17 protein-coding genes and 4 pseudogenes are annotated in these 19,281 nt (G+C 49.5%); 9 read left to right on the forward strand and 12 right to left on the reverse strand.

Going from position 1 to position 19,281, the window contains the following annotated elements:
- Nucleotides 1-260 precede the first annotated feature (260 nt).
- The 3 genes and pseudogenes from NP589_RS18100 to NP589_RS18105 all read left to right on the forward strand — a co-directional run.
- Complete coding sequence (locus NP589_RS18100) at nucleotides 261-410, forward strand: hypothetical protein (protein ID WP_256608228.1); 150 nt, start codon at nucleotides 261-263, stop codon at nucleotides 408-410.
- A 50-nt stretch (nucleotides 411-460) separates the two neighbouring features.
- Entirely contained in the window at nucleotides 461-556 is a 96-nt protein-coding gene (locus NP589_RS21785; protein WP_371929688.1) for a hypothetical protein, read from the forward strand.
- Between the two features lie 5 nt (nucleotides 557-561).
- Nucleotides 562-792 (forward strand): annotated as a pseudogene (locus tag NP589_RS18105) (IS66 family transposase); the annotation flags it as partial.
- Here NP589_RS18105 and tnpC read toward each other — a convergent pair.
- From tnpC to NP589_RS18135, 3 genes and pseudogenes are all read right to left on the reverse strand, one after another.
- Nucleotides 722-2,257: pseudogene (gene tnpC, locus NP589_RS21845) on the reverse strand (IS66 family transposase); the annotation flags it as partial. The pseudogenes NP589_RS18105 and tnpC sit on opposite strands and share 71 nt — an antisense overlap.
- 31 nt (nucleotides 2,258-2,288) lie before the next feature.
- Nucleotides 2,289-2,639 (reverse strand): annotated as a pseudogene (gene tnpB, locus NP589_RS18130) (IS66 family insertion sequence element accessory protein TnpB).
- Nucleotides 2,615-3,022, reverse strand: coding sequence for a transposase (locus NP589_RS18135; protein ID WP_256608233.1), 408 nt, complete (start codon nucleotides 3,020-3,022; stop codon nucleotides 2,615-2,617). The pseudogene tnpB and the gene NP589_RS18135 overlap by 25 nt, the downstream one beginning before the upstream one ends.
- A 112-nt stretch (nucleotides 3,023-3,134) precedes the next feature.
- Between NP589_RS18135 and NP589_RS18140 the strand changes: the two are divergent.
- Nucleotides 3,135-3,328, forward strand: a pseudogene (locus NP589_RS18140) (IS3 family transposase); the annotation flags it as partial.
- Nucleotides 3,329-3,461: 133 nt separating this feature from the next.
- Here NP589_RS18140 and NP589_RS18145 read toward each other — a convergent pair.
- Entirely contained in the window at nucleotides 3,462-4,259 is a 798-nt protein-coding gene (locus NP589_RS18145; protein ID WP_256608234.1) for a class I SAM-dependent methyltransferase, read from the reverse strand.
- Between the two features lie 209 nt (nucleotides 4,260-4,468).
- Nucleotides 4,469-5,218: a PEP-CTERM sorting domain-containing protein gene (locus NP589_RS18150; protein WP_256608235.1), complete on the reverse strand. Its 750-nt coding sequence runs from the start codon at nucleotides 5,216-5,218 to the stop codon at nucleotides 4,469-4,471.
- Between the two features lie 590 nt (nucleotides 5,219-5,808).
- Here NP589_RS18150 and NP589_RS18155 point away from each other — a divergent pair.
- Complete coding sequence (locus NP589_RS18155; protein WP_256608236.1) at nucleotides 5,809-7,416, forward strand: FAD-binding oxidoreductase; 1,608 nt, start codon at nucleotides 5,809-5,811, stop codon at nucleotides 7,414-7,416.
- 52 nt (nucleotides 7,417-7,468) lie between these two features.
- On the opposite strand, the gene NP589_RS18160 is transcribed toward NP589_RS18155, so the two are convergent.
- From NP589_RS18160 to NP589_RS18180, 5 genes are all read right to left on the reverse strand, one after another.
- The gene (locus NP589_RS18160) at nucleotides 7,469-8,461 is read right to left on the reverse strand and encodes an SGNH/GDSL hydrolase family protein (RefSeq protein ID WP_256608237.1); all 993 of its coding nucleotides are present in this window, start codon (nucleotides 8,459-8,461) and stop codon (nucleotides 7,469-7,471) included.
- A 74-nt stretch (nucleotides 8,462-8,535) separates the two neighbouring features.
- The gene (locus tag NP589_RS18165; protein ID WP_256608238.1) at nucleotides 8,536-9,873 is read right to left on the reverse strand and encodes a TIGR03013 family XrtA/PEP-CTERM system glycosyltransferase; all 1,338 of its coding nucleotides are present in this window, start codon (nucleotides 9,871-9,873) and stop codon (nucleotides 8,536-8,538) included.
- Nucleotides 9,874-9,955: 82 nt separating this feature from the next.
- Nucleotides 9,956-10,732, reverse strand: coding sequence for a S1 family peptidase (locus NP589_RS18170; RefSeq protein WP_064009960.1), 777 nt, complete (start codon nucleotides 10,730-10,732; stop codon nucleotides 9,956-9,958).
- Nucleotides 10,733-11,060: 328 nt separating this feature from the next.
- A complete protein-coding gene (locus NP589_RS18175; RefSeq protein WP_256608239.1) occupies nucleotides 11,061-11,786 on the reverse strand; it encodes a UDP-2,3-diacylglucosamine diphosphatase in 726 nt (241 codons plus the stop codon).
- Nucleotides 11,787-11,835: 49 nt separating this feature from the next.
- On the reverse strand, nucleotides 11,836-12,417 hold the full coding sequence (locus NP589_RS18180) for a peptidylprolyl isomerase (RefSeq protein ID WP_256608240.1): 582 nt from the start codon (nucleotides 12,415-12,417) through the stop codon (nucleotides 11,836-11,838).
- A gap of 114 nt (nucleotides 12,418-12,531) precedes the next feature.
- On the opposite strand from NP589_RS18180, the gene cysS reads away from it, so the two are divergent.
- Both cysS and fchA read left to right on the forward strand, forming a co-directional pair.
- Complete coding sequence (gene cysS / locus NP589_RS18185) at nucleotides 12,532-13,905, forward strand: cysteine--tRNA ligase (protein ID WP_256608241.1); 1,374 nt, start codon at nucleotides 12,532-12,534, stop codon at nucleotides 13,903-13,905.
- Between the two features lie 10 nt (nucleotides 13,906-13,915).
- On the forward strand, nucleotides 13,916-14,545 hold the full coding sequence (fchA, locus tag NP589_RS18190) for a methenyltetrahydrofolate cyclohydrolase (RefSeq protein WP_256608242.1): 630 nt from the start codon (nucleotides 13,916-13,918) through the stop codon (nucleotides 14,543-14,545).
- A 176-nt stretch (nucleotides 14,546-14,721) separates the two neighbouring features.
- Here the strand turns inward: fchA and nifA are convergent, their stop codons facing one another.
- Together nifA and nifL are read right to left on the reverse strand one after the other, a co-directional pair.
- A complete protein-coding gene (gene nifA / locus NP589_RS18195; protein WP_020485085.1) occupies nucleotides 14,722-16,248 on the reverse strand; it encodes a nif-specific transcriptional activator NifA in 1,527 nt (508 codons plus the stop codon).
- A complete protein-coding gene (gene nifL / locus NP589_RS18200) occupies nucleotides 16,241-17,878 on the reverse strand; it encodes a nitrogen fixation negative regulator NifL (protein WP_256608243.1) in 1,638 nt (545 codons plus the stop codon). The genes nifA and nifL overlap by 8 nt, the downstream gene beginning before the upstream one ends.
- A 274-nt stretch (nucleotides 17,879-18,152) precedes the next feature.
- Between nifL and rsxA the strand changes: the two genes are divergently transcribed.
- Nucleotides 18,153-18,734, forward strand: coding sequence for an electron transport complex subunit RsxA (rsxA, locus tag NP589_RS18205; protein WP_026147191.1), 582 nt, complete (start codon nucleotides 18,153-18,155; stop codon nucleotides 18,732-18,734).
- 10 nt (nucleotides 18,735-18,744) lie between these two features.
- Nucleotides 18,745-19,278, forward strand: a complete 534-nt coding sequence (gene rsxB, locus NP589_RS18210; protein WP_020485088.1) for an electron transport complex subunit RsxB — start codon at nucleotides 18,745-18,747, stop codon at nucleotides 19,276-19,278.
- Nucleotides 19,279-19,281: the final 3 nt, after the last annotated feature.

Consider the following 19,281-nt stretch of genomic DNA (forward strand, 5'->3'; position numbering starts at 1 on the left):
ATTCAGCGTAAGTTAAAAAATAAAGCTTGACAGGTTTTTTCACCAAAAAGCTATTTCAAAACGGCCTTGCCTGAAACGCATTAAATCCCCTACTTAACCGTGCATGCAGTGCTCGCATAGCCCGGCAATTCTTAAGCAACAGATCGCCCCCAGCCATCTGGCACGGCAAACCGCATGAAAGGACTCCTCGAAGGCGAAATTCGGCTTTTCAAACAGGCCTTATAATAAACATCAATTCAACGCCTTACGGGGGTTAAAACTTGACGGTCGACAACATTGACGTGGATGCCACGGTCAAAAACGTACAGCAATTACTGGCTGAAGAAGCTAATCTGTCGCCCGCCTTGCGGTCGACATTGGATATTTTGCTGTTGGTCGTGCAATTGCTGGTTAATCGGTTAATCGGTTGAGTCTGACGAGTCGCAACAGTAGTCAGCCACCCTCAAAAGATCGTTTTCCGGTGCGCGAGAAAACACCGAACGCCACGACTAAAAAACCAGGCGGCCAACCAGGGCGTATCGGCACCACGCTGAAGAAAGACCGACGATCCCGATGAAATCGTTTCTGACGAATCCCGACGTACCGTTCACCAATAATCAGGGGGAGGACGACATTCGCATGACCAAGCTTCACCAGAAAATCTCCGGCTGCTTTCGCTCACCGGAAGGCACCTACATTTTTTGCCGGATTCGCAGTTATCTATCAACCTGCCGTAAAATGGGGGCAACTGCCGGAACAATTCGACCAAATAGGTGTAGGGTTCGATGCGGTTGGCTTTGCAGGTTTCGATGAACGAGTAGAGATTGGCGCTGGCCTAGGCACCGGCTACCGTGTCGCAGAACACCCAGTTGCGCCGACCGACCACAAGCGGGCGTATGGCGTTTTCACAGAGGTTGTTATCGATGGGCCAAGTACCGTTTTCAACAAAGCGGATCAGCTTCGGCCATTGCGATGATAGATAGTGCAAGGCTTTGCCCAGCAAACTGCCTGGAGTGACCGCATGCAAATGCTCTACAAGCAGACCTTCGATCTTGGCCAACACCGGTTTGCTAAACTGTTCTCGCTGTTGCCCACGCTGTTCGGCGCTCAGGTCTTTGGCCTTGGCCTCAATGGCATACAGTTCGCCGACCGCCGCAATAAACTGCGTCGCCAGTGATTCCGAGCCACGCGCGGCTTTGGGGATGGCGGCTTCTGCTTCGACAAAATAGCGGCGCGCACTTGTGCCCCAGAGGGTATGCGCCCAGCAGCCAAGGTGGATCGCACCACGCACCGCCACAATGGCGTTATACACTTCATAGCCGTCACTCATCAGTACTGCGCGGCCTTGATGCCTTCATACAGCGGCTGCGCATGTGTGCCTCCACGACCCGGCGTGTAGCTGAACAGTCGGATCGGCGGGCCGGAGCCGGTCATCTGTGCCCACAAATAACTTTTGCTTTGCGCGACTCGCCCGGATTCCTTGAGTACCTGGATAACTGTTTCGTCGCCAAGAATCAAGTCAGCATCCAGCAGATGATCGCGCAGTAAATTGATAATGGGCTGCACCGCCTGCCCGACCCGCACCATGCTAGCCGCCAGCATGGTGCGCGAAAAATCGCCGCCGAATCGGCCTAGCAACGTGGCTTGCCGATACAGCGGCAGGCCATGGGACGACCCAGGCCGAGGCGGCTTCGGTCAGCAAGCCTTTAGGGATAATACGCACCGGCGCTGGGGTTGCCCGAAGGCTTTCATCGCAGCACGGGCAGGTATATTTGATACGGTGATGCTGAATCACCCGGACCTGTTGCGGCACGATGTCGAGCTGCTCGCTGATTTCGGCGCCGATTTCCACCAGACGGGCACCGTCATGAGCGCACACCCGCTCGGCTTCCGGTAATTCATACCCTCAAGGGCACAAGTGGCGGACGATTTCGCGCGGCAGATGGGGATCGAGCGGTTTACGGCCGCGCTTCTTGCGGTTGTGAGCGGCGACTTCGACCCCTTCAGGCGTGGTTTCCTCGGCGATTGGCGCGCCGTTCGGCGCCAACGCTTCGGCTTCGTTCAGAAACAGATCGCGCTGAGCGGGATTGGCCCTGGCTTCGGACTTGGCGGCATACAGACGATGCAGAAAAGCATCCAGGGGTTCTTTCAAGAGATCGCGCTCAACCGTCACCAACCGCAATTGATTGGCCAGCCGCTGCTGTTCGGACAGCAGGGCCTGGTGGTCAGACAGTAACGCCTGATAATCGTCGGATGACAGCGTGATCGTGGTCGTCATGCCGCTATTTTACTCGATTTAAGTCATTGTTTCAGCTGGTTTTTGTATGCATTCGTACCGGATGCGGCCGCAGCGCCGCCAAGTCAATGCCGGCTAACAGCCAGTGGAGTTGCTCCACCGTCAAGGTCACCACAGCCGCGTCTTTCGGCCAGCAAAATCGATCGGCTTCCAGCCGCTTGATCATCAGTCAGAAACCGGTACGATCCCACAACAGCAATTTGATTCGATCCCGGCGGCGATTGCTGAACACGTAGATAGCGGACTCAAACGGATTCAAGCCTAACCCTTGCTCAACCAGCAAGGCCAAAACATTGATGGCCTTACGCCAATCGACCGGCTCGCGGTGCAGGTAGACTTTTAATCCCGGCTCGAAGCGGAATATGGCAGCTCAGCCAACGCATTCAAAAGCAACGGTAGATCGCTTAATGCGACGGACGGCAGCTCAAGACTGATGCCATTTGGTAAAGTGACTTTGAGAGCTGGCTTAGCCGACTGCTCCGCGCCCAGTGACAACACGGACGTAAAAGCTGGCAACGCTAATGATCTGTTCGGGTCAGAATGGCCTACTTCATGATAAAGGCCTATCCATTTACGCAGCAGATTGGCATTGATGCCGTGTTCCAGCGCGACCTTCGTAACCGATAATCCCGGTTGCAAACAAATTTTGACTAACTCCCGTTTAGCTTCCGGATCATAAAGACATCGGTCATCTCGCCCGTGTCCTACGATTAATGAGCGCGATAATCGAACGGTGTGCTCCTTCATAAATGTCCGCCTGATTATAAGTGGACACTATCTTCGCTCCTTTCGAGCAATTCATATAGACGTTGTCTTTAGATCGCTTACTGTTTTGCAAGCCTGCTGAACCTCACCGCCGGTTGATCTGCAAGCCCTGCATACCAAAATCTGCTAGTTGACGCTGGAGAATGATTTTTTAGAGGGCGCGCTCATCAAGGCGGGATTGCTGATACCCACAGGGGCACAAAGCACAAAGCGATGATAGACCGTGAATCCAAACTGTCGATTGGCCAGCAAGCAAAGCTTTTGCGCATCAGTCGAGGCAGCGTCTACTGCCTAGCCCAGCGCGACTAAACTCAGGCCAAAACATCCTAAGCCGCATCGAAAACATGCTTATAAATCAACTTGTTGAGGCTTAAGTTGAGAGGATTAGATCTAGTCGCCCCTGAAATCCACTATAGTTTGATCAATTGGACTTATTTTCTTTTCGTATATAACCGATCATATAAGTTATCCCTACAGGCAATATACCAATACGTTGAAGGCCAATATCCCATTCGTAATAGGGGGCGGAGATTGAATCAATCATAGTTTTTAATTCTGCAGGCGTGTAAGTCCGTAAGCATGAAACTATGCCATCGAACATTACTATGAAAGGAATCAAAGGAATAACATAAGTACAAAATATTCGACTCCAACGCCATGGACGAATAAATGGGGTGTTTAGCCAAACCAAAAAAGGCGTGAATAACATATAAACTAACAACAAAGGATGTCGTTGTGTGCTTTCAAAAATCGCAATACCTGTTTTCGCATCGACAGCGTCTTGCAAAACAGTTTTGGCTTGCTCTGGTTTTAAATGGTGAAACGATGAAAAAAAGGTGCGAAAACCTTTTATTTCTCTGGGTACTTGCGTCGCGTCGACAGGTTCGGCGCAGAACTCGATACGAATATTTTTTGAATGCGCTGCTCTGAAGGCGCTTAGGTTTGGGTATAAATCGGTCAGCGTAACGGACAAGATTCGGTTATCAGATTGTTGAAGCACATCATTCCAGAGTGACAACCAAGGTCCAGCGCCGCCGGAACATAGATCAACAACCCTATCGTGTCCACTTTGATTCAAGGCATTGACCAGACGCTCAGTGATGGGTTGATATAAATGGTAAGCTTGAACGATATACTGTAAAAAATCAGTAACACCATCTCGCAATACTTTTGGGCACCAGTCTTGATCTTCGATTTCAAAAAAATGGATCCGGTTCATTGCGGTTTTTCTCTCAAATAAAAATGCCCTCCGAGGAGGGCATATTACACTTGAATACATCCAGTTTATACATAAAGAGCTTGTGCAGCTATACGTCTATATAAAAACTACTCTTGCTTTTACATCGCGTGTACTATTTTCCTCAATGCTCACAAAAACACTGCCGACTTTCATTTTTTTCATAAAAATCGGCATTTATTAGCGTATTTTTAGACTGAGCGTTTTTTTCTAGCGGAAAACGCCAACATGCCCAAACCTAACAGTGACAAAGAACCTGGCTCAGGAATTGTTGCGCTGGCACCGAGGTCTCCGGAGCCGGTCGAGTAATAAGTAGTAACGCCTCCAGATGTTGTGGTAGTGGTGTTTCCGGCAAGTATGCTAGAGCCCCATGAGAAATCTGCAAATTCGCCAGTAGTTGGTATAAGTTTGGTATTTGTATCGAAAACGTCAGTTCCCAAACCAGCTAGCAACAAGTCAAAAAATGCAGTACCGCCGCCGCCGCCCAAAACATTTATGGTTCCGAGGAAAGTATCCCCAACAGCATTCAGGTCGCGTCCCAGAATAGTCATCCACACAGTACCGTCTTCCGCTGTAGCTTGATTGGTAGGATCGTAAGCAGTTAGGTTGTCAAGGTAAAATGTGATGACGCCACCGGTAAATAAGGTATCTCCTGGGATGTTTATTTGGTTTGTCGTGTAGTCACTGGTAACGGAGTATGTCAATTGACCGCCAGGAAAAACATCGTAAGAAATGTTGTTGAATCCCGTTACCTCGCCCCAGGCAGTAAAAGAGCCTGAGCCATCAGCATTTTTTGTTACTATTTGCGCGAAACTACCACTGTCAAATTCAGTAATGGTTTCGGGTGTTATTACACCGTCAATGCTTGCGGCGTTAGCTGCAAAACCTGCGCCCACTAGACCCAGAGCAGCGATGCTCCGTACAATATTAAATTTTTTCATGACTATTCCTTAAAGGGTTGTAAAAAGTTAGCGATCAATATCGCAGATGTAATTTTTCGCAAACCAAAATGATTTGCAACACTTCAGTATGCACATCAATGCAATGTCTCATAATTTTATGAAGGCGAACTTCACTTTCAGAACTGATCATGAAGACAAACTTCGTTAGGATTCTAGCAGGAGTTGTGCCAAAATATTAACCTATTGTTTTTTATGTAGTTTTCTGTGTTTCTATTGTTGTTATTTTGGATGGATGTAAAATTAGCTGACAGTTTTTGCGGGCTTGATTCTACACTTTTTTACTTGAATTTGGTCTTGTGCTTATCTTGACGTGAAAGAGAATGGTCGCTTAAAAGATCGGCAACGGGGGCAAAGTCGTAAGATTATTTTGATTCTGTTAACTGCAAGCGATTGTTTATGTTAAACAAAATTGCATGTAACTAGAATATTTTCGCGTCTTAACAATAACAACATAGCAAATTCACGCGTATCTTCAGGCTTTGTTCAGGTATTCGTTTGGTAGTCTTCTTGTAGCGGCAACGGCCTAATTATCGTCTATCCTTCTAATCGAAAACTAACAGGAGATTTCCATGGACAACCTGAATCTTGATCAAGCAATTTCGGAATGGCGTGATCTTTTAGGCGGTGATTGCGTTGTTACTTGCGACGATTTTTTGCGGGGCGCGAGAGCCAATTGCACGGTGCTAACGAACCAGTCGCCTGCTTTGCTTCGGCCTGATTGCGCCTCTGCGGTTCAGAAAATTACTCAGATTGCCGAGAGATATCAAATAGCTCTCTACCCTTTCAGCATCGGTAATAACTGGGGCTACGGCTCAAAAAACCCTGCTCGGAACCACTGCGTATTGATGGATTTATCCAGGATGAACGAAATTCTGGATTTTGATGAGGAAACGGGGTTGCTAACTATCGAGCCCGGGGTTACTCAGCGGCAGCTTGATGAATACCTCAAACAGCATAACTATCCTTATCTGATTCCAGTTACCGGCGCTGGACCGGATTGCAGTCTGGTTGGAAATGCCTTGGAGCGAGGCTATGGCATCACGCCTTATGCCGATCACTTTGGTGCGGTAATGGGACTTGAAGCAGTGTTACCCAACGGGGAGATTTATCGTTCCATGCTCTCTGGGTTGGGAGGCGAAGAGGTTGATAAGGCTTTTAAATGGGGTATGGGGCCTTACATGGACGGTTTGTTTTCGCAAAGTAATTTTGGGATTGTCACCAAAATGACTATCGCTCTGGCACCAAAGCCTGAGCGAGTTGAGGCGTTTTTTTTTAGTGTAAAAAAAGCTGACGACTTAGAGTTGGCGGTTGAAAAGGTTCGGCAAGTATTGCGTGAGGTGGGAACGGTAACCGGCTCGATCAATCTGATGAATAAGCATCGGGTATTGTCCATGTCCGAACCTTATCCAAAGGATAGGCTGGGTTCGGATGGATTGATTCCGGATGATGTGCTGCAACAGTTGATGAAGCGAAATCAGGTGATGGAGTGGACTGGCGTCGGTGCGATTTACGGCAATAAGAAAGTTGTCGCTGCGGCGCGTAGAGAGATTCGAAGAATATTAAAACCGGTCGCCAAACGGTTGATGTTTTTTACTCCGGGATTGGTTAAATTCATGCATGGTGCCGCTCGGGCTTTGCCTGTCATCCGCGATTTGCATTTGGTTAATGTGTTGGGGACGCTGAACAAAACGATGCAATTGTTTGCCGGAGAGCCAAGCGAGATTGCTCTGCCTCTTGCTTACTGGCGGTCGGGCATCATGCCGACTGACGGCACTCCGATGAATCCTGATAAAGACGGTTGCGGACTCATTTGGTATTCCCCGCTGCTGCCGATGAAGCCGGAGTTAACTCGTCAATATGTCGAGATGGTAAAAACCATCTGTATCAAACATCAAATAGAACCCCTTATTACGCTGACAAGTATTTCGGATCGCTGCTGGGACAGTACAATTCCAATTTTATTTGACAGGCAAAACGCCGAAGAGGTTGCCAGGGCACACGCTTGTTATCATGAATTGTTGGATACGGGGAGGAAATACGGCTTTGTGCCTTATCGTCTCGGCATTCAGTCTATGGATTTGCCGGCTAAGGAGAATGCGGTTCCCGAGGTTTTGCGCTGTCTAAAGCAGGCAATCGATCCAAACAATATTATTGCCCCGGGTCGTTATGGCTTATAAGTAAAATTCAGGGCAGTTGGGTTGGCTAGCACAGCCAACCCTGCAAAAATGCCTATTTCCGAATCGAATTTAACATGGCTTCTGCGAAAACTTTGTGAACCTCTGTCGTCGGATGAATTTCATCCCAAAATATCAAACCATTTCCTGCATCGAAAGAAACCGTAGGGCAATTATCTGGGCTCAGCACAGGGTTATATAAGCATCCGGCCGCGGGACCCGCTGTAATCTGCTCGTTACGGATGATCAAAGACTTGGTTATAGAATAGACGTCGACTCTAGAGATTTTGATTTTAGGTAACCTTGCAAGTTCTTTCAGTTCTGACGCAAGCTTATTGTTGTGATCAATCGTTTGGAAGGAAAGAAGATCAAGAATTTCCGGATGAGGATTAGCCGGGTCTTGGTAGGCAATGAGCCTAGCAATTGGGACTTCACTGAGGTCGGGTAGATTAGGTACTAAAAAACGGCGAATCCCGGAAGCATACAAGCTGCGAATCGATTTACTGATATTGTCCACCACTTGGTCCGTGGGGATTACGATTCCCTTGCCAAATTGATTGAGATAATCGTTAGCGCCACTCCAGACTAAGACCAGAGAGTTTTCCGCAAAGCTGCTATTTTTTATGACTCTGAACATTCCGACTTGCCCCAGTAACCCGGTGACATTGAATTGTCCTAACACTGAATTGCCAAAGCCACTTTCAGAACCGCCAAAAGCAAAGCTAATGGCTCTGTTTTTGTCGGGTTTTAACATTAGTCTCTCTGGAGACAAGGCCAATATTGGCTTTACTTCCGATGAGTTGCCGAGCGATTTCCACAATTGATCAGCGGCATTGGGGCCATTCGAAAATCTACCTTTGTAATAACGTGCTTGAGGTGGAATGGGCATGGGGAATCCGGAGGCAGCTGTCTGAGCGTAAACATTGCCCGTGTCCGATAAGCTATCGCCGAAAATATAAAGATTTGGATCGTTCTTCGCCAAGGCCGGGTTGCAGATGATGAACGCTGTTAGAGCGATTAAAATATGTCTCAGTATTGAAGGTCTCATTACTCTTCTCTCTGTTAATTGGGTGCTGGGAATGACTGTTAAGTATTTATCGCTATAAGTTTAGAAGCATTCTTCTATCTCGCTCCTTTCCCCCACAAAATAACTTCCACTGTGCTCATCATGATTGTTAAATCCAGAAACAGGCTGTAGTTTTTGACGTAATACAAATCAAATTGCAGTTTTTGCCGGGTATCGTATTCGCTGGCGCCATAGGGGTAACACAGTTGTGCCCAGCCGGTGATGCCGGGTTTCACCCTATGTCTTTCTTTATAATAAGGAATATTCTCTTCGAAACCTTTCACAAATTCAGGTCTCTCCGGGCGCGGACCGACAAAACTCATATCGCCTTTTAATACGTTTAGCAGTTGCGGCAGCTCGTCTATCCGATATTTACGAATCACTTTACCGACGCGGGTGACGCGATCATCGGTTTGGCTGGCCCATTGCGCGCCATTTTTTTCAGCATCGATACGCATGCTGCGAAACTTGATGACATCGAAGGGTATGTCTCGGTAGCCGACACGCTTTTGCCGATAGAAAACCGGTGCACCAAAGCCGCTTTCGATATAGATTGCCAACATGGTGAGGATCATCAGCCACCAGCTTACGGAAAGCAGCATCAGGCTGGCTAAAATATCGAAGCTGCGCTTTACCATGGAGCGTAGGCCGCCACTCACAAAACCATCCGAAAACATCAACCAGCTCGGGCTCAGTGCCTCGAGAAAAACCAATCGTTGCTCTCGCTCGTAGAAGGTTTGTAGGTCCATGATCTGCACGCCGGACATTTTGATATCCAGCAGTTCTTCTACGGGCAATTTTTTTCTCCGATCATCGACGGCGATGACAATTTCATCGACGTTAGCGGCTTCTACAATATCGGTTAGCCGAATTTTTTCGTTGAGAGCTATCGCATGGGGCACACTTATCGGTTCGTCTTCCAGTGTGATGTATCCGACTATTTCAAAGCCTCTGTATATGTAGCTGGAGTTAACGACGCTGAGCTCGCCTGCCCGTTGACCGCAACCCACCACCAATACCCTGCGTTTTAAATTGTCCAGATTGACGAAGCGATAAAACAAATAGCGCGTTAACAACAAGCCTACAAAAGAAAAAATAATTGCGGAAATCAATACGCTACGTGCCAGCATCAATTCCGGAATGATGTAATAGATGAAAGCCAGTATAAAAACCGCAACGGCAAAGCTGAAACTGATACGCTGAAGAATATTGTATTCTTCTTTATCCAGGGTTTTTCGGTACAAGCCCAAGCCGGAGCAACTGGCTATGAATACGATGGAGTAAACCGCAGCGGAGGCCGCAAGCTCGGATTGGGAATACCAGGACGCAGTGTATAAAAATCTTAGGCCCGCGCCGCAATACATGGCTAGGTAAAACACCAGCGATTCCGCCATAAGCAACCACAGGTAGGCGGTAGAAATGTAATGTCGAAAAATTCTTATCATATAAGGCTACCGCTTAACTCCTGGATAATAACTATTTGACGATAGTCTGGTTTAAAAGCGTCTTGATATGTTCAGCGGGTATTGCATAGGTAATCCCGCTGGGATTGGATATTGCATTTTCTTTACTGCCCTGTACAAACACCTTGTTAATGATACCAATAACTTTTCCGGAATTGGTGTCGTACAAAGGGCTGCCGCTGTTGCCGGGATAAGCCGTAGCGTCTAATTGAAACACATCGAAAGGGGTCTGTAGCCGCTTCAGCATGTTGACATTTAGCTGCCGAGTCGCGATTGCCGGTATGGCATTGGGCGAAATAGCCGCAATAATGCTGCGGTGGGTGACTGGATACAAGCCAAGTACCATGCCTATCGGATAACCGGTAAATGCATACTGCTCGCCCTCCCTCACTCTCAGGGAATCACCAATTTCCAGTGCCGGTAAGGCGCCGCCGTCTACCGTTAACAACGCCAGATCGTGATCTTCGTCAGTGGCGGCCAGATCGGCAATTTGCATCTGTTCTTTTTGCTGATGCCGATAAAACACCGCGTAACGCTCTAGGTGTTCAAGGTCCAGTTTTTTTGCCGTAACGTGAGCGTTGGTGACTACCTTTCTGCCATCGGCAACGGCGAATCCGGTACCTAGGAAAACCGCGCGCGGATTCCGGGTCGGCATGTAGGTGCCAATAGCTACTATCCCGGGTTTGATACGGGCAAGAATGTCGGGTAGGTTAACTTCGTCGGCATGGCTGGTGGCGACGGTGGATAGTCCGATAGATAGCGCCAAGAGATAAAGTGTCTGTTTTTTCATGGCTGGAGGATTTATGGGTCCTTAATTGGCATAGCTTGCAAAGTTTAGTCTAACTTAGCATGAATGCGGTCGGCGTCGTGAATTACCAGTTGTTGACACATGGTTAACAGACAGGCATTGGCTTAAATGGCGCGAAATCTTGGCCTGGAATATTTACCGAGTAAAATTATATACCGAGTGAACTAGTTGGTTTCTTATGTGTCTTTGCTAGCGGAGATAGTGACCCAATGTCCGGTAGTGTCTGATTCCATGTATCAGGCGGTTTGAGATTCAAAAATACAGATCGCTGGATTCGGTTAAAACGCTACCGGTTTTTTTTGTGGTTGGATTAGACCTTTTCTCTTTCAAAATCGTTGTTCCTCCAACATAAAATCTCCGCTCCATCCGGTTTCCAATCCGCCAATACGTAACGTTTTGCAGGCGCACCATCCAATATAAATTCGTGTAATTTGGGACGGTGTGTGTGCCCATGAATCAATGTGCGGCAGGTATACTTACGCAGCGATTCGAGTACTGTATCCTGGTTGACATCCATAATATCCAGAGCTTTGCCGCGTTTATGGTAATAACTGCGGAAACGGTACCAACGTGCTGCTATCAGCCGCAGCCACAAGGGTTTGGACAGCACATTCCGTTGCCATTCCGGGCTGTGCGATTTAATGCGAAAGGCCTGGTAGGCCAAGTCGTCGCTACAGAGTAAATCGCCGTGGGTCAGTAAAATCCGCTGACCATTCAATTCTATAGTCGCATATTCGTCCAATAAACGGATGCCGGTTTCCTGGCAGAAATTTTGGCCCAGCAAAAAGTCGCGGTTGCCCTGTAGCAGAAAAATCTCGGTGCCGGAGTCGGCAAGTTGTTTGAGGGCTTTTTTGATGGCCGGGATAGGCCGGGTATTGTCGTCGTCGCCGATCCAGGCATCAAACAGATCGCCAAGGATATACAGCGATTTTGCTTTGATGGCGCGGTGCTGCAAAAAGCTTAAGAAACGCCGGGTGATCTCCGGTTTTTCCAAAGCCAGATGCAGGTCGGATATAAATAGTACGTCTTGTTTCACGTCTTGAAACAGCGGCTTCCGCCTTCAGCCTGGTGGAAGCCGCCAACTGTCATTCGATAACTTCGGCTTTATCGATAACTATGTCGGTTTTTGGTACGTCCTGATGCGGGCCGCGATTGCCGGTGGCTTGTTTGGCCATCGCATCGACTACATCCATACCTTCGATAACTTCACCGAATACCGCATAACCCCACCCGCTGGGGCTTGGGCTGGTGTGGTCCAGGAACGAGTTATCTTTGTAATTGATAAAAAATTGCGCGGTGGCCGAATGTGGATCGTTGGTGCGAGCCATCGCCAAAGTACCGCGTTTGTTTTTCAGGCCATTATCCGCTTCGTTCTTGATGGCGGCATTGGTTTCTTTTTGCTTAAAAGAGCTGTCGAAACCGCCGCCTTGTGCCATAAATCCTGGGATTACCCGATGGAAAATCGTACCGGAATAAAACCCTTGTTTTACATACGCCAGAAAGTTGGCGGCGGAAACCGGCGCTTTTTCGTCTTCCAATTGAATGACGACGTCACCCAGTGAAGTAGTTAATTTGACTTTGCTATGTGTGTTGGACATTTTATTTTCTGTTGCAAATGAAAGGGTTGAGAATAAAAACAGCATCAGGTAAACCAGGGTGGTGCGCATTAAAAGTTCCTTAATCTCGCTGCAAGCCGCGAATTCTATGTGTTTTTATCTTGAAAGAGAAGCCGAAATCTTGATAGATTGCCAGATGTTTCGCTGCATTCATCTATCATCGTCATGCTGAAAATCTACAACACGCTAACTCGAAGTAAGCAAGAGTTCATTCCCAAACAGCCCGGTAAAGTCGGCATGTATGTCTGCGGCATGACGGTTTACGACTATTGCCATATCGGCCATGCCCGGGTCATGGTGGTGTTCGATACCGTCGCCCGGTATTTGCGGCATGCCGGTTATCAGCTTACCTACGTCAGAAATATCACCGACATCGACGACAAAATCATTCAGCGCGCCAACGAGAATGGTGAGGCGTTTACCGCTCTGACCGAACGTTTTATCCAGGCAATGCACGAAGACGAGCGGGCCTTGTCGGTGTTACCGCCGGATATTGAGCCCAAAGCCACGCAATCCATCGCCGACATCGTTAAAATGATTTCGACGCTAATCGAGCGCGAGTTTGCTTATGTCGGTAGTAATGGCGACGTGTTTTATGCGGTAAACCGGTTTGACGGCTACGGCAAATTGTCCGGTAAAAATATCGAAGATCTGCAAGCCGGTGAGCGGGTCAACGTCGATACCGCCAAACGCGATCCGCTGGATTTTGTACTATGGAAAATGGCCAAGCCCGGCGAGCCTTATTGGGATTCGCCTTGGGGGCAGGGTAGGCCGGGCTGGCATATCGAATGTTCGGCGATGTCCACTTGCTGCCTGGGCAATCATTTCGATATTCACGGCGGCGGCATGGACTTGCAATTCCCGCATCACGAAAACGAGATTGCCCAGTCGGAAGGTGCCACCGGCGAGCCCTTCGTTAATTACTGGATGCATAACGGTTTCGTGCGGGTCAATGAAGAAAAAATGTCCAAATCCCTCGGTAATTTTTTTACCGTGCGTGAGGTGTTAAAACAATATCGGCCGGAAGTCATTCGTTTCTTCATCCTCTCCAGTCATTATCGCAGCCCGTTGAATTATTCCGACGAACAACTCGACGAAGCCGGTGCAGCGTTGACACGGCTTTACACGGCCTTGCGAGGTGTCGAGATCGTCGATGCCGCCATCTCTGCCGACTACCGGTCGCGGTTCGAGCAGGCGATGGATGACGACTTCAACACGCCGGTGGCCCTCTCGGTGTTGTTCGATTTGGCGCGGGAATTGAACAAAGCCGAAGATAAAACTGTGCTGGCGGCGACTTTGAAGCAGTTAGCTGCCATTTTGGGCTTGTTGCAAGAAAGCCCCGACAGTTTTCTGCAAGGCGGCGCAGCGGCCGATGGCCTGAGCGAAACCGAAATTGAACAGCTAATCGGTGCCAGAAAAGCGGCCAAAGCCAGCAAAGACTGGGCGCAAGCCGACCAAATTCGCGATCAATTGAAGGCGCAGGGCATTGTTTTGGAGGATGTCGTAGGCGGTAATACCATTTGGCGCCGAGAGAATTAAGGGGCTGGCGATGAGCGAAATCAAAGATAGATCAGTAGAAACATTTCTGGACGAATTGGCCAGCAAGCAAGCCACTCCCGGCGGCGGCAGTGCGGCAGCGGTGATGGGCGCGCAAGCGGCGGCCTTGACCAGTATGGTCTGTAATCTGACCATCGGCAAACCCAAATACGCCGCAGTAGAAGCGCAGATGCAGGCCTTGCTTTCAGAATCCGAAGCCTTGCGGCAAACCTTGATCGGCATGATCAAGGCGGATGTCGATGTGTTCGACAAATTGATGGCTTGCTACGGCTTACCTAAAAGCACTGACGAAGAGAAAATCCTGCGCACAGCACAAATCCAGGTGGTTTTGAAAGAGGCCACTTTGGTGCCGCTGGAATGCGCTAAAGCCTGCGCAAAAGCTATCGAGTTGAGTCGAGTGGCTGCCGAGCACGGCAATCTGGGCGTGATCAGCGATGCAGGCGTCGCGGTGATGGCGGGTTATGCCGGATTAAAAAGCGCCGCGCTAAATGTGCAAATCAATGCCGCAAGTTTGAAGGACAGGGAGTTTGCCGAAGCCCAGCTCGCCGAGCTGGATACCTTGTTACAAGCGGGCGAAAAGGCCGGCGAGCAGATTTACCGGATAGTCTACGAAAAGCTTTAAGAAAACCTCTAAAATCCCTTATGCCTCCGTGAGAGGAATTGAGTGAGGGATGTAAATAATTTATTTATTTTAATTCCCTCATCCCAACCTTATCCCAGAGGGAGAAGGAGGTTTTTAAGTTTTATGCGGCCTCCTTTTTTGCGTAAGGGGCAATTTCAATTGCCTGCACGGCCTGGCTAAATCTGCTTAACGTTGATATTCAAAGTCTGAATTCGATAAGCAATCTGCCTGGGCGTCATATCCAGCAGTCTGGCAGCCTTGGCTTGCACCCAGCCGCTTTGCTCCAGCGCGGCGATCACGCGTTCCCGCTCATCCATGTTCTCGTCGTGTAAATCGATATGTTTGATCGATTGCGGGGTGCGGCTGATACCGATCTCGTTTTCCAGGCCGGTGCTGGCGATCACGTCGCGGTCGATAATGCCTTCTTGGCTCATGATCGCCGCGCGCTCCAGGCGGTTTTCCAGTTCGCGGACATTACCGGGCCAATCGTGTTTCATCAAAATCCGGATTGCGCTTTCCTTGATTTCCAAAGGCCGGCCGCCTTGTTGACGGGAAATCCGGTTCAACAGAAAGCTAGCCAGTTCGGGGATGTCCTCGATACGCTCACGAAGCGGCGGCATGTTAATGGGCATCACATTCAAGCGGTAATACAAATCTTCGCGGAAATTGCCTTCGGCGACTTCCTGCTCCAGATTACGGTTGGTGGCGGCAATAATGCGGACGTTCACTTTCAGGGTGCGGACGCCGCCGACCCGCTCGAATTCGCCTTCTTGCAGCACACGCAATAGCTTGGCTTGAAAAGACGCGGAAATCTCGCCGATTTCGTCGAGAAACAGGGTGCCGTTGTCCGCCAATTCGAAACGGCCCTTACGTTGGCCGATTGCGCCGCTGAAAGCGCCTTTCTCGTGGCCGAATAATTCGGATTCCAACAATGTGTCGGGCAAGGCCGCACAGTTCAATTTAAGAAACGGGCCGTTGGCACAGGCCGAATTAAAGTGTATCGAGCTGGCGACTACTTCCTTACCGGTGCCGGATTCGCCGCGAATCAACACCGTGGTATGCCATTTGGCCACCTGGCGGATGATGTCGAATACTTTCAGCATCGGCTCGGAATGACCGATGATGTTCTCGAAACGGTAGTTTTTAACCAGCGTTTGTTTTAAATAGTCGCGTTCGCTGGCCAGTTCGTTTTGCTTGCGCTCCATCACCCGCAGCATGTTCACGCTTTGGGCGATGAGATTGGCGACCATTTCCATGAAGCGGGCGCGTTCGCCCAAAAACGTCGAGGTACAAGGCTGCGCGGCCAAAATGCCGACCACCTCGCCTTGCTCAATGGCTAGCGGGGAGCCGATAAACGGCAAATCCGGGTTGTAGACGCCTAAACGGCTGAGGAAGCGCGGTTCATCGGCGATGCGCTCCACGACGATAGTACTGCCTTCGTCGAGGATCGCGCCGACCAGACCCTCGCCCGGCTGGTAGCGCACCGAACGGTCAATGCCGTCGCCATAAATTTCGCAAATGCTCATGCTGTCGTCATCGACGTCGCGTAGCGTAATCATGCCAAAATGCAAGCCGTTACGCTTGTGCAAAATCTCCAGAATACCCTTTAGTTTGGTACGTAAATCATGCGTGCTATTCAGCAATTGACTGACGAGAAACAGGGTATCCAGCTCGGATTCAACCAGTAATAAACGATCACTCATGGATGTTCACCATGGCTAGGTTTTTTTGACAGGGAAAGCGGACTTTAAAGCTGCAACCGTTTTTATACTGCGGGTCGATTTCTATCATGCCGTTATGCTGGTTAACTATTTCCTTACTCATGACCAGTCCCATGCCGGCCTGGACGCCGGCGGTGCTTTGATTTGTCGTAAAAAACGGTTCGAACACCTTACTCCGTTGATTGGCGGGTATGCCGGGGCCGGAATCGGCTACCGACACGCACACCCAGTCATGCTCGATGGTCGTGCTGATTTTGATGATGCGTTCCTGGCTGCTGGCTCGGTTCATCGCATTGACCGCGTTGTCGATCAATTGCTTGAATAACATGCGTAATTTATTCTCGGCGCCGAGAATATTCGGCAGTACCGGGTTCGGCAGCCAATCCACCACGATGCCGTTCGCTAAAAACTTGGTGCTATACAGCAGCATAACTTCGTGCAACAGCTGATTCAAATTCACTGGTACCACCGCGGACTCCGGAATTTCCGGTACACAGCGTTGCAAGGTGGCGAGCGTTTCTTCTCCCATTTTTTGCACTTGGCCCAACAGGTCGCGGATCGGACTGTTGTTGGCATCGTTGCGTTGCGTCATGATTTGAATCGCCGCGTGGATTTGGTTCAAGGGTTGGCGAATCTGATGCATTGCCCCTAACAATGTTTCGCGGATGCTGCGGATATGCTCCTCTTCGGCCAGCATGGTGCGAAGCGTCTGGATCTGCAGCTTTTCCTGCTGGCGGCGCAAGGGACTGATGTCGTTAATGGTCAACAATAAATAGTCCTTGGATTGCCTGGCGAAAAAGGTGTCGGCGCAGACGTCGTTCTCGATAAACCAGTTGCCGGAACAGGAAAACCAGCGGGTACCCTTGAGCCCTGAACTTTCAATCCGTACTTCGCGATTGGCAAAACCTTGTTGCCTGTCGATGTTTTCGCCCCACAAATCGCCCATGTCCTGTTCCAGAGCCTCCAGAAAAAATAAAGCGGGTTCCTTCTTGTCCAGTTCGCTGATCAGCATTTTGTACATCTGATTGTCGAGGACGACGCGTTTGTCGCTATCCAGAACCACCATTGCTACCGGCGAGGCGTTCAACACCGATTCGATCAACTGTTTTTGGTTGCTGACCTGCTGTTCCGCGTAATGCGCCTGGGTGACGTCGCGGTGCATACCTATGTAGTGGCTGATGGCACCACGGTCGTCGAACATCGGCGCGATGATCAGATCAGCTAAATAGCGTTGGCCCATTTTTTGCCGATTGACCAGTTGACCGTGCCAAACCTGTTTACGGGAAATGGTGTGCCACAAATCGTAATAGATTTGTCTGGGTGTGGACTTGTCGGACAGCTCGGATTCGTTCTTACCAAGAATTTCGGCGGCGTTGTAGCCGGTTACATCGGTGAAGGCTTGGTTGATATAGAGAATGTTGGCTTTTTTATCGGTAATCGAAATGGCGACCGGCGCCTGCTCCACAGCCTTAACGAATAAGGAAAACGGCAGGGTTTTAGAGGCTTTCCCGCCTTTGAGCGTTTGCCCGAGAGCATTTAGGGCTGGCGATAGCATATCGGCCGTTTCAATCTCAATCTGGCCTTGCAGGTAGTCAGGGGTGGATTTGGTCATGGCAAATGGTTCTCGCGTGTTTTTCTAGGCTTAAGTTGGAAAACTACATGCAATTTGAGAGCCAAATGCGTTTCGGCTTAGCTGCTGTTGGAAAATCCCGGCTATTTGTATGGTTTACGACAAATTTTAGCGGACTTGTTTCAGCTCTGTGTTTTTTAGGACAGAGATGTTGGCGCTAAATCTCCCGGCTTTGCACTAAATCGGGGAGTTGTGGGGTTTTCACAGCATTGGCATAAATGATGCTGTCTTGTTACAAAACACCGGGTCTAAAACGATGAGCGAATACTTACTACTGATATTGGGTACGGCCTTGGTCAACAATGTCGTGTTGGTCAAGTTCTTGGGATTATGTCCGTTCATGGGAGTTTCCAACAAGCTGGATACTGCATTGGGCATGGGTTTGGCAACCACATTTGTACTGACCCTGGCTTCCGCGGCCAGCTGGGTGCTGGAGCATCGCTTGTTGATACCGTTCGATATCGGATTTTTGCGAGTGCTGGGTTTTATTCTGGTGATAGCCGCAGTGGTGCAGTTTACCGAGATGGTGATACACAAAACCAGTCCGGTCATGTACCAGGTTTTAGGGATTTTTTTACCGCTGATTACCACTAATTGCGCGGTTTTGGGTGTGGCGCTGCTTAACATCCAAGAGAAATACAATTTCGTGCAAAGCCTGCTGTTCGGCTTTGGTTCGGCAATGGGTTTTACCCTGGTGATGGTGCTCTTCGCCGGTCTACGTGAACGCCTAGCGCTCATGGCAGTACCGGCGCTTTTTTCCGGCACCCCCATCGCATTTATCACCGCCGGCATACTGTCGCTGGCGTTTATGGGATTCGCGGGGCTTTACAGCAAATAAGAGGCACATCATGTACGTTTTATCTGCCATTGTTATTTTGACATCGCTAGGATTGTTGCTGGGCGTGGCTTTGGGGATTGCCGCTAAGTATCTGAAGGTGGAATCGGACCCGTTGATAGAAACGATCGAGGCCTTAATGCCCGGTTCGCAATGCGGGCAGTGCGGCTTTCCCGGCTGTCGGCCAGCCGCCGAAGCGCTGGTGTCGGGTGCTGCACCTGTAACATTATGTCCGCCAGGTGGTACGTCTCTGGTCGAACAACTCGCCAAATTACTGGGCGTTGATGTCGATTTAAGCCAAACGCAAGATCAAGAAGCAATGGTGGCTAGGGTTAGCGAAGAAACCTGCACCGGCTGTACCCGTTGCTTCAAGGTTTGTCCGACCGACGCCATCGTCGGTGCACCAAAACAGATCCACGCGGTGGTGGCGGATGCCTGCATCGGATGTAAAAAATGCGTGGAAGTATGTCCTACCGAATGTCTGCAAATGCACCCTGTTGAAGTGACCTTGCGCAACTGGCGCTGGCCCAAACCGCTGGCCGCTTGAGAC

The organism is Methylomonas rosea, assembly GCF_024505055.1.
In the GTDB taxonomy this organism is placed as follows: domain Bacteria; phylum Pseudomonadota; class Gammaproteobacteria; order Methylococcales; family Methylomonadaceae; genus Methylomonas; species Methylomonas rosea.

What these genes read in the sequence shown, in the direction of transcription:
- NP589_RS18180 (WP_256608240.1), bottom strand. Translation starts at nt 12,417, where the DNA reads ATGCGCACCACCCTGGTTTACCTGATGCTGTTTTTATTCTCAACCCTT.
- NP589_RS18170 (WP_064009960.1), bottom strand. Translation starts at nt 10,732, where the DNA reads ATGAAAAAACAGACACTTTATCTCTTGGCGCTATCTATCGGACTATCC.
- NP589_RS18145 (WP_256608234.1), bottom strand. Translation starts at nt 4,259, where the DNA reads ATGAACCGGATCCATTTTTTTGAAATCGAAGATCAAGACTGGTGCCCA.
- rsxA (WP_026147191.1), top strand. Translation starts at nt 18,153, where the DNA reads ATGAGCGAATACTTACTACTGATATTGGGTACGGCCTTGGTCAACAAT.
- NP589_RS18135 (WP_256608233.1), bottom strand. Translation starts at nt 3,022, where the DNA reads ATGAAGGAGCACACCGTTCGATTATCGCGCTCATTAATCGTAGGACAC.
- NP589_RS18160 (WP_256608237.1), bottom strand. Translation starts at nt 8,461, where the DNA reads ATGAGACCTTCAATACTGAGACATATTTTAATCGCTCTAACAGCGTTC.
- cysS (WP_256608241.1), top strand. Translation starts at nt 12,532, where the DNA reads ATGCTGAAAATCTACAACACGCTAACTCGAAGTAAGCAAGAGTTCATT.
- NP589_RS18155 (WP_256608236.1), top strand. Translation starts at nt 5,809, where the DNA reads ATGGACAACCTGAATCTTGATCAAGCAATTTCGGAATGGCGTGATCTT.
- fchA (WP_256608242.1), top strand. Translation starts at nt 13,916, where the DNA reads ATGAGCGAAATCAAAGATAGATCAGTAGAAACATTTCTGGACGAATTG.
- NP589_RS18150 (WP_256608235.1), bottom strand. Translation starts at nt 5,218, where the DNA reads ATGAAAAAATTTAATATTGTACGGAGCATCGCTGCTCTGGGTCTAGTG.
- nifL (WP_256608243.1), bottom strand. Translation starts at nt 17,878, where the DNA reads ATGACCAAATCCACCCCTGACTACCTGCAAGGCCAGATTGAGATTGAA.
- nifA (WP_020485085.1), bottom strand. Translation starts at nt 16,248, where the DNA reads ATGAGTGATCGTTTATTACTGGTTGAATCCGAGCTGGATACCCTGTTT.
- rsxB (WP_020485088.1), top strand. Translation starts at nt 18,745, where the DNA reads ATGTACGTTTTATCTGCCATTGTTATTTTGACATCGCTAGGATTGTTG.
- NP589_RS18165 (WP_256608238.1), bottom strand. Translation starts at nt 9,873, where the DNA reads ATGGCGGAATCGCTGGTGTTTTACCTAGCCATGTATTGCGGCGCGGGC.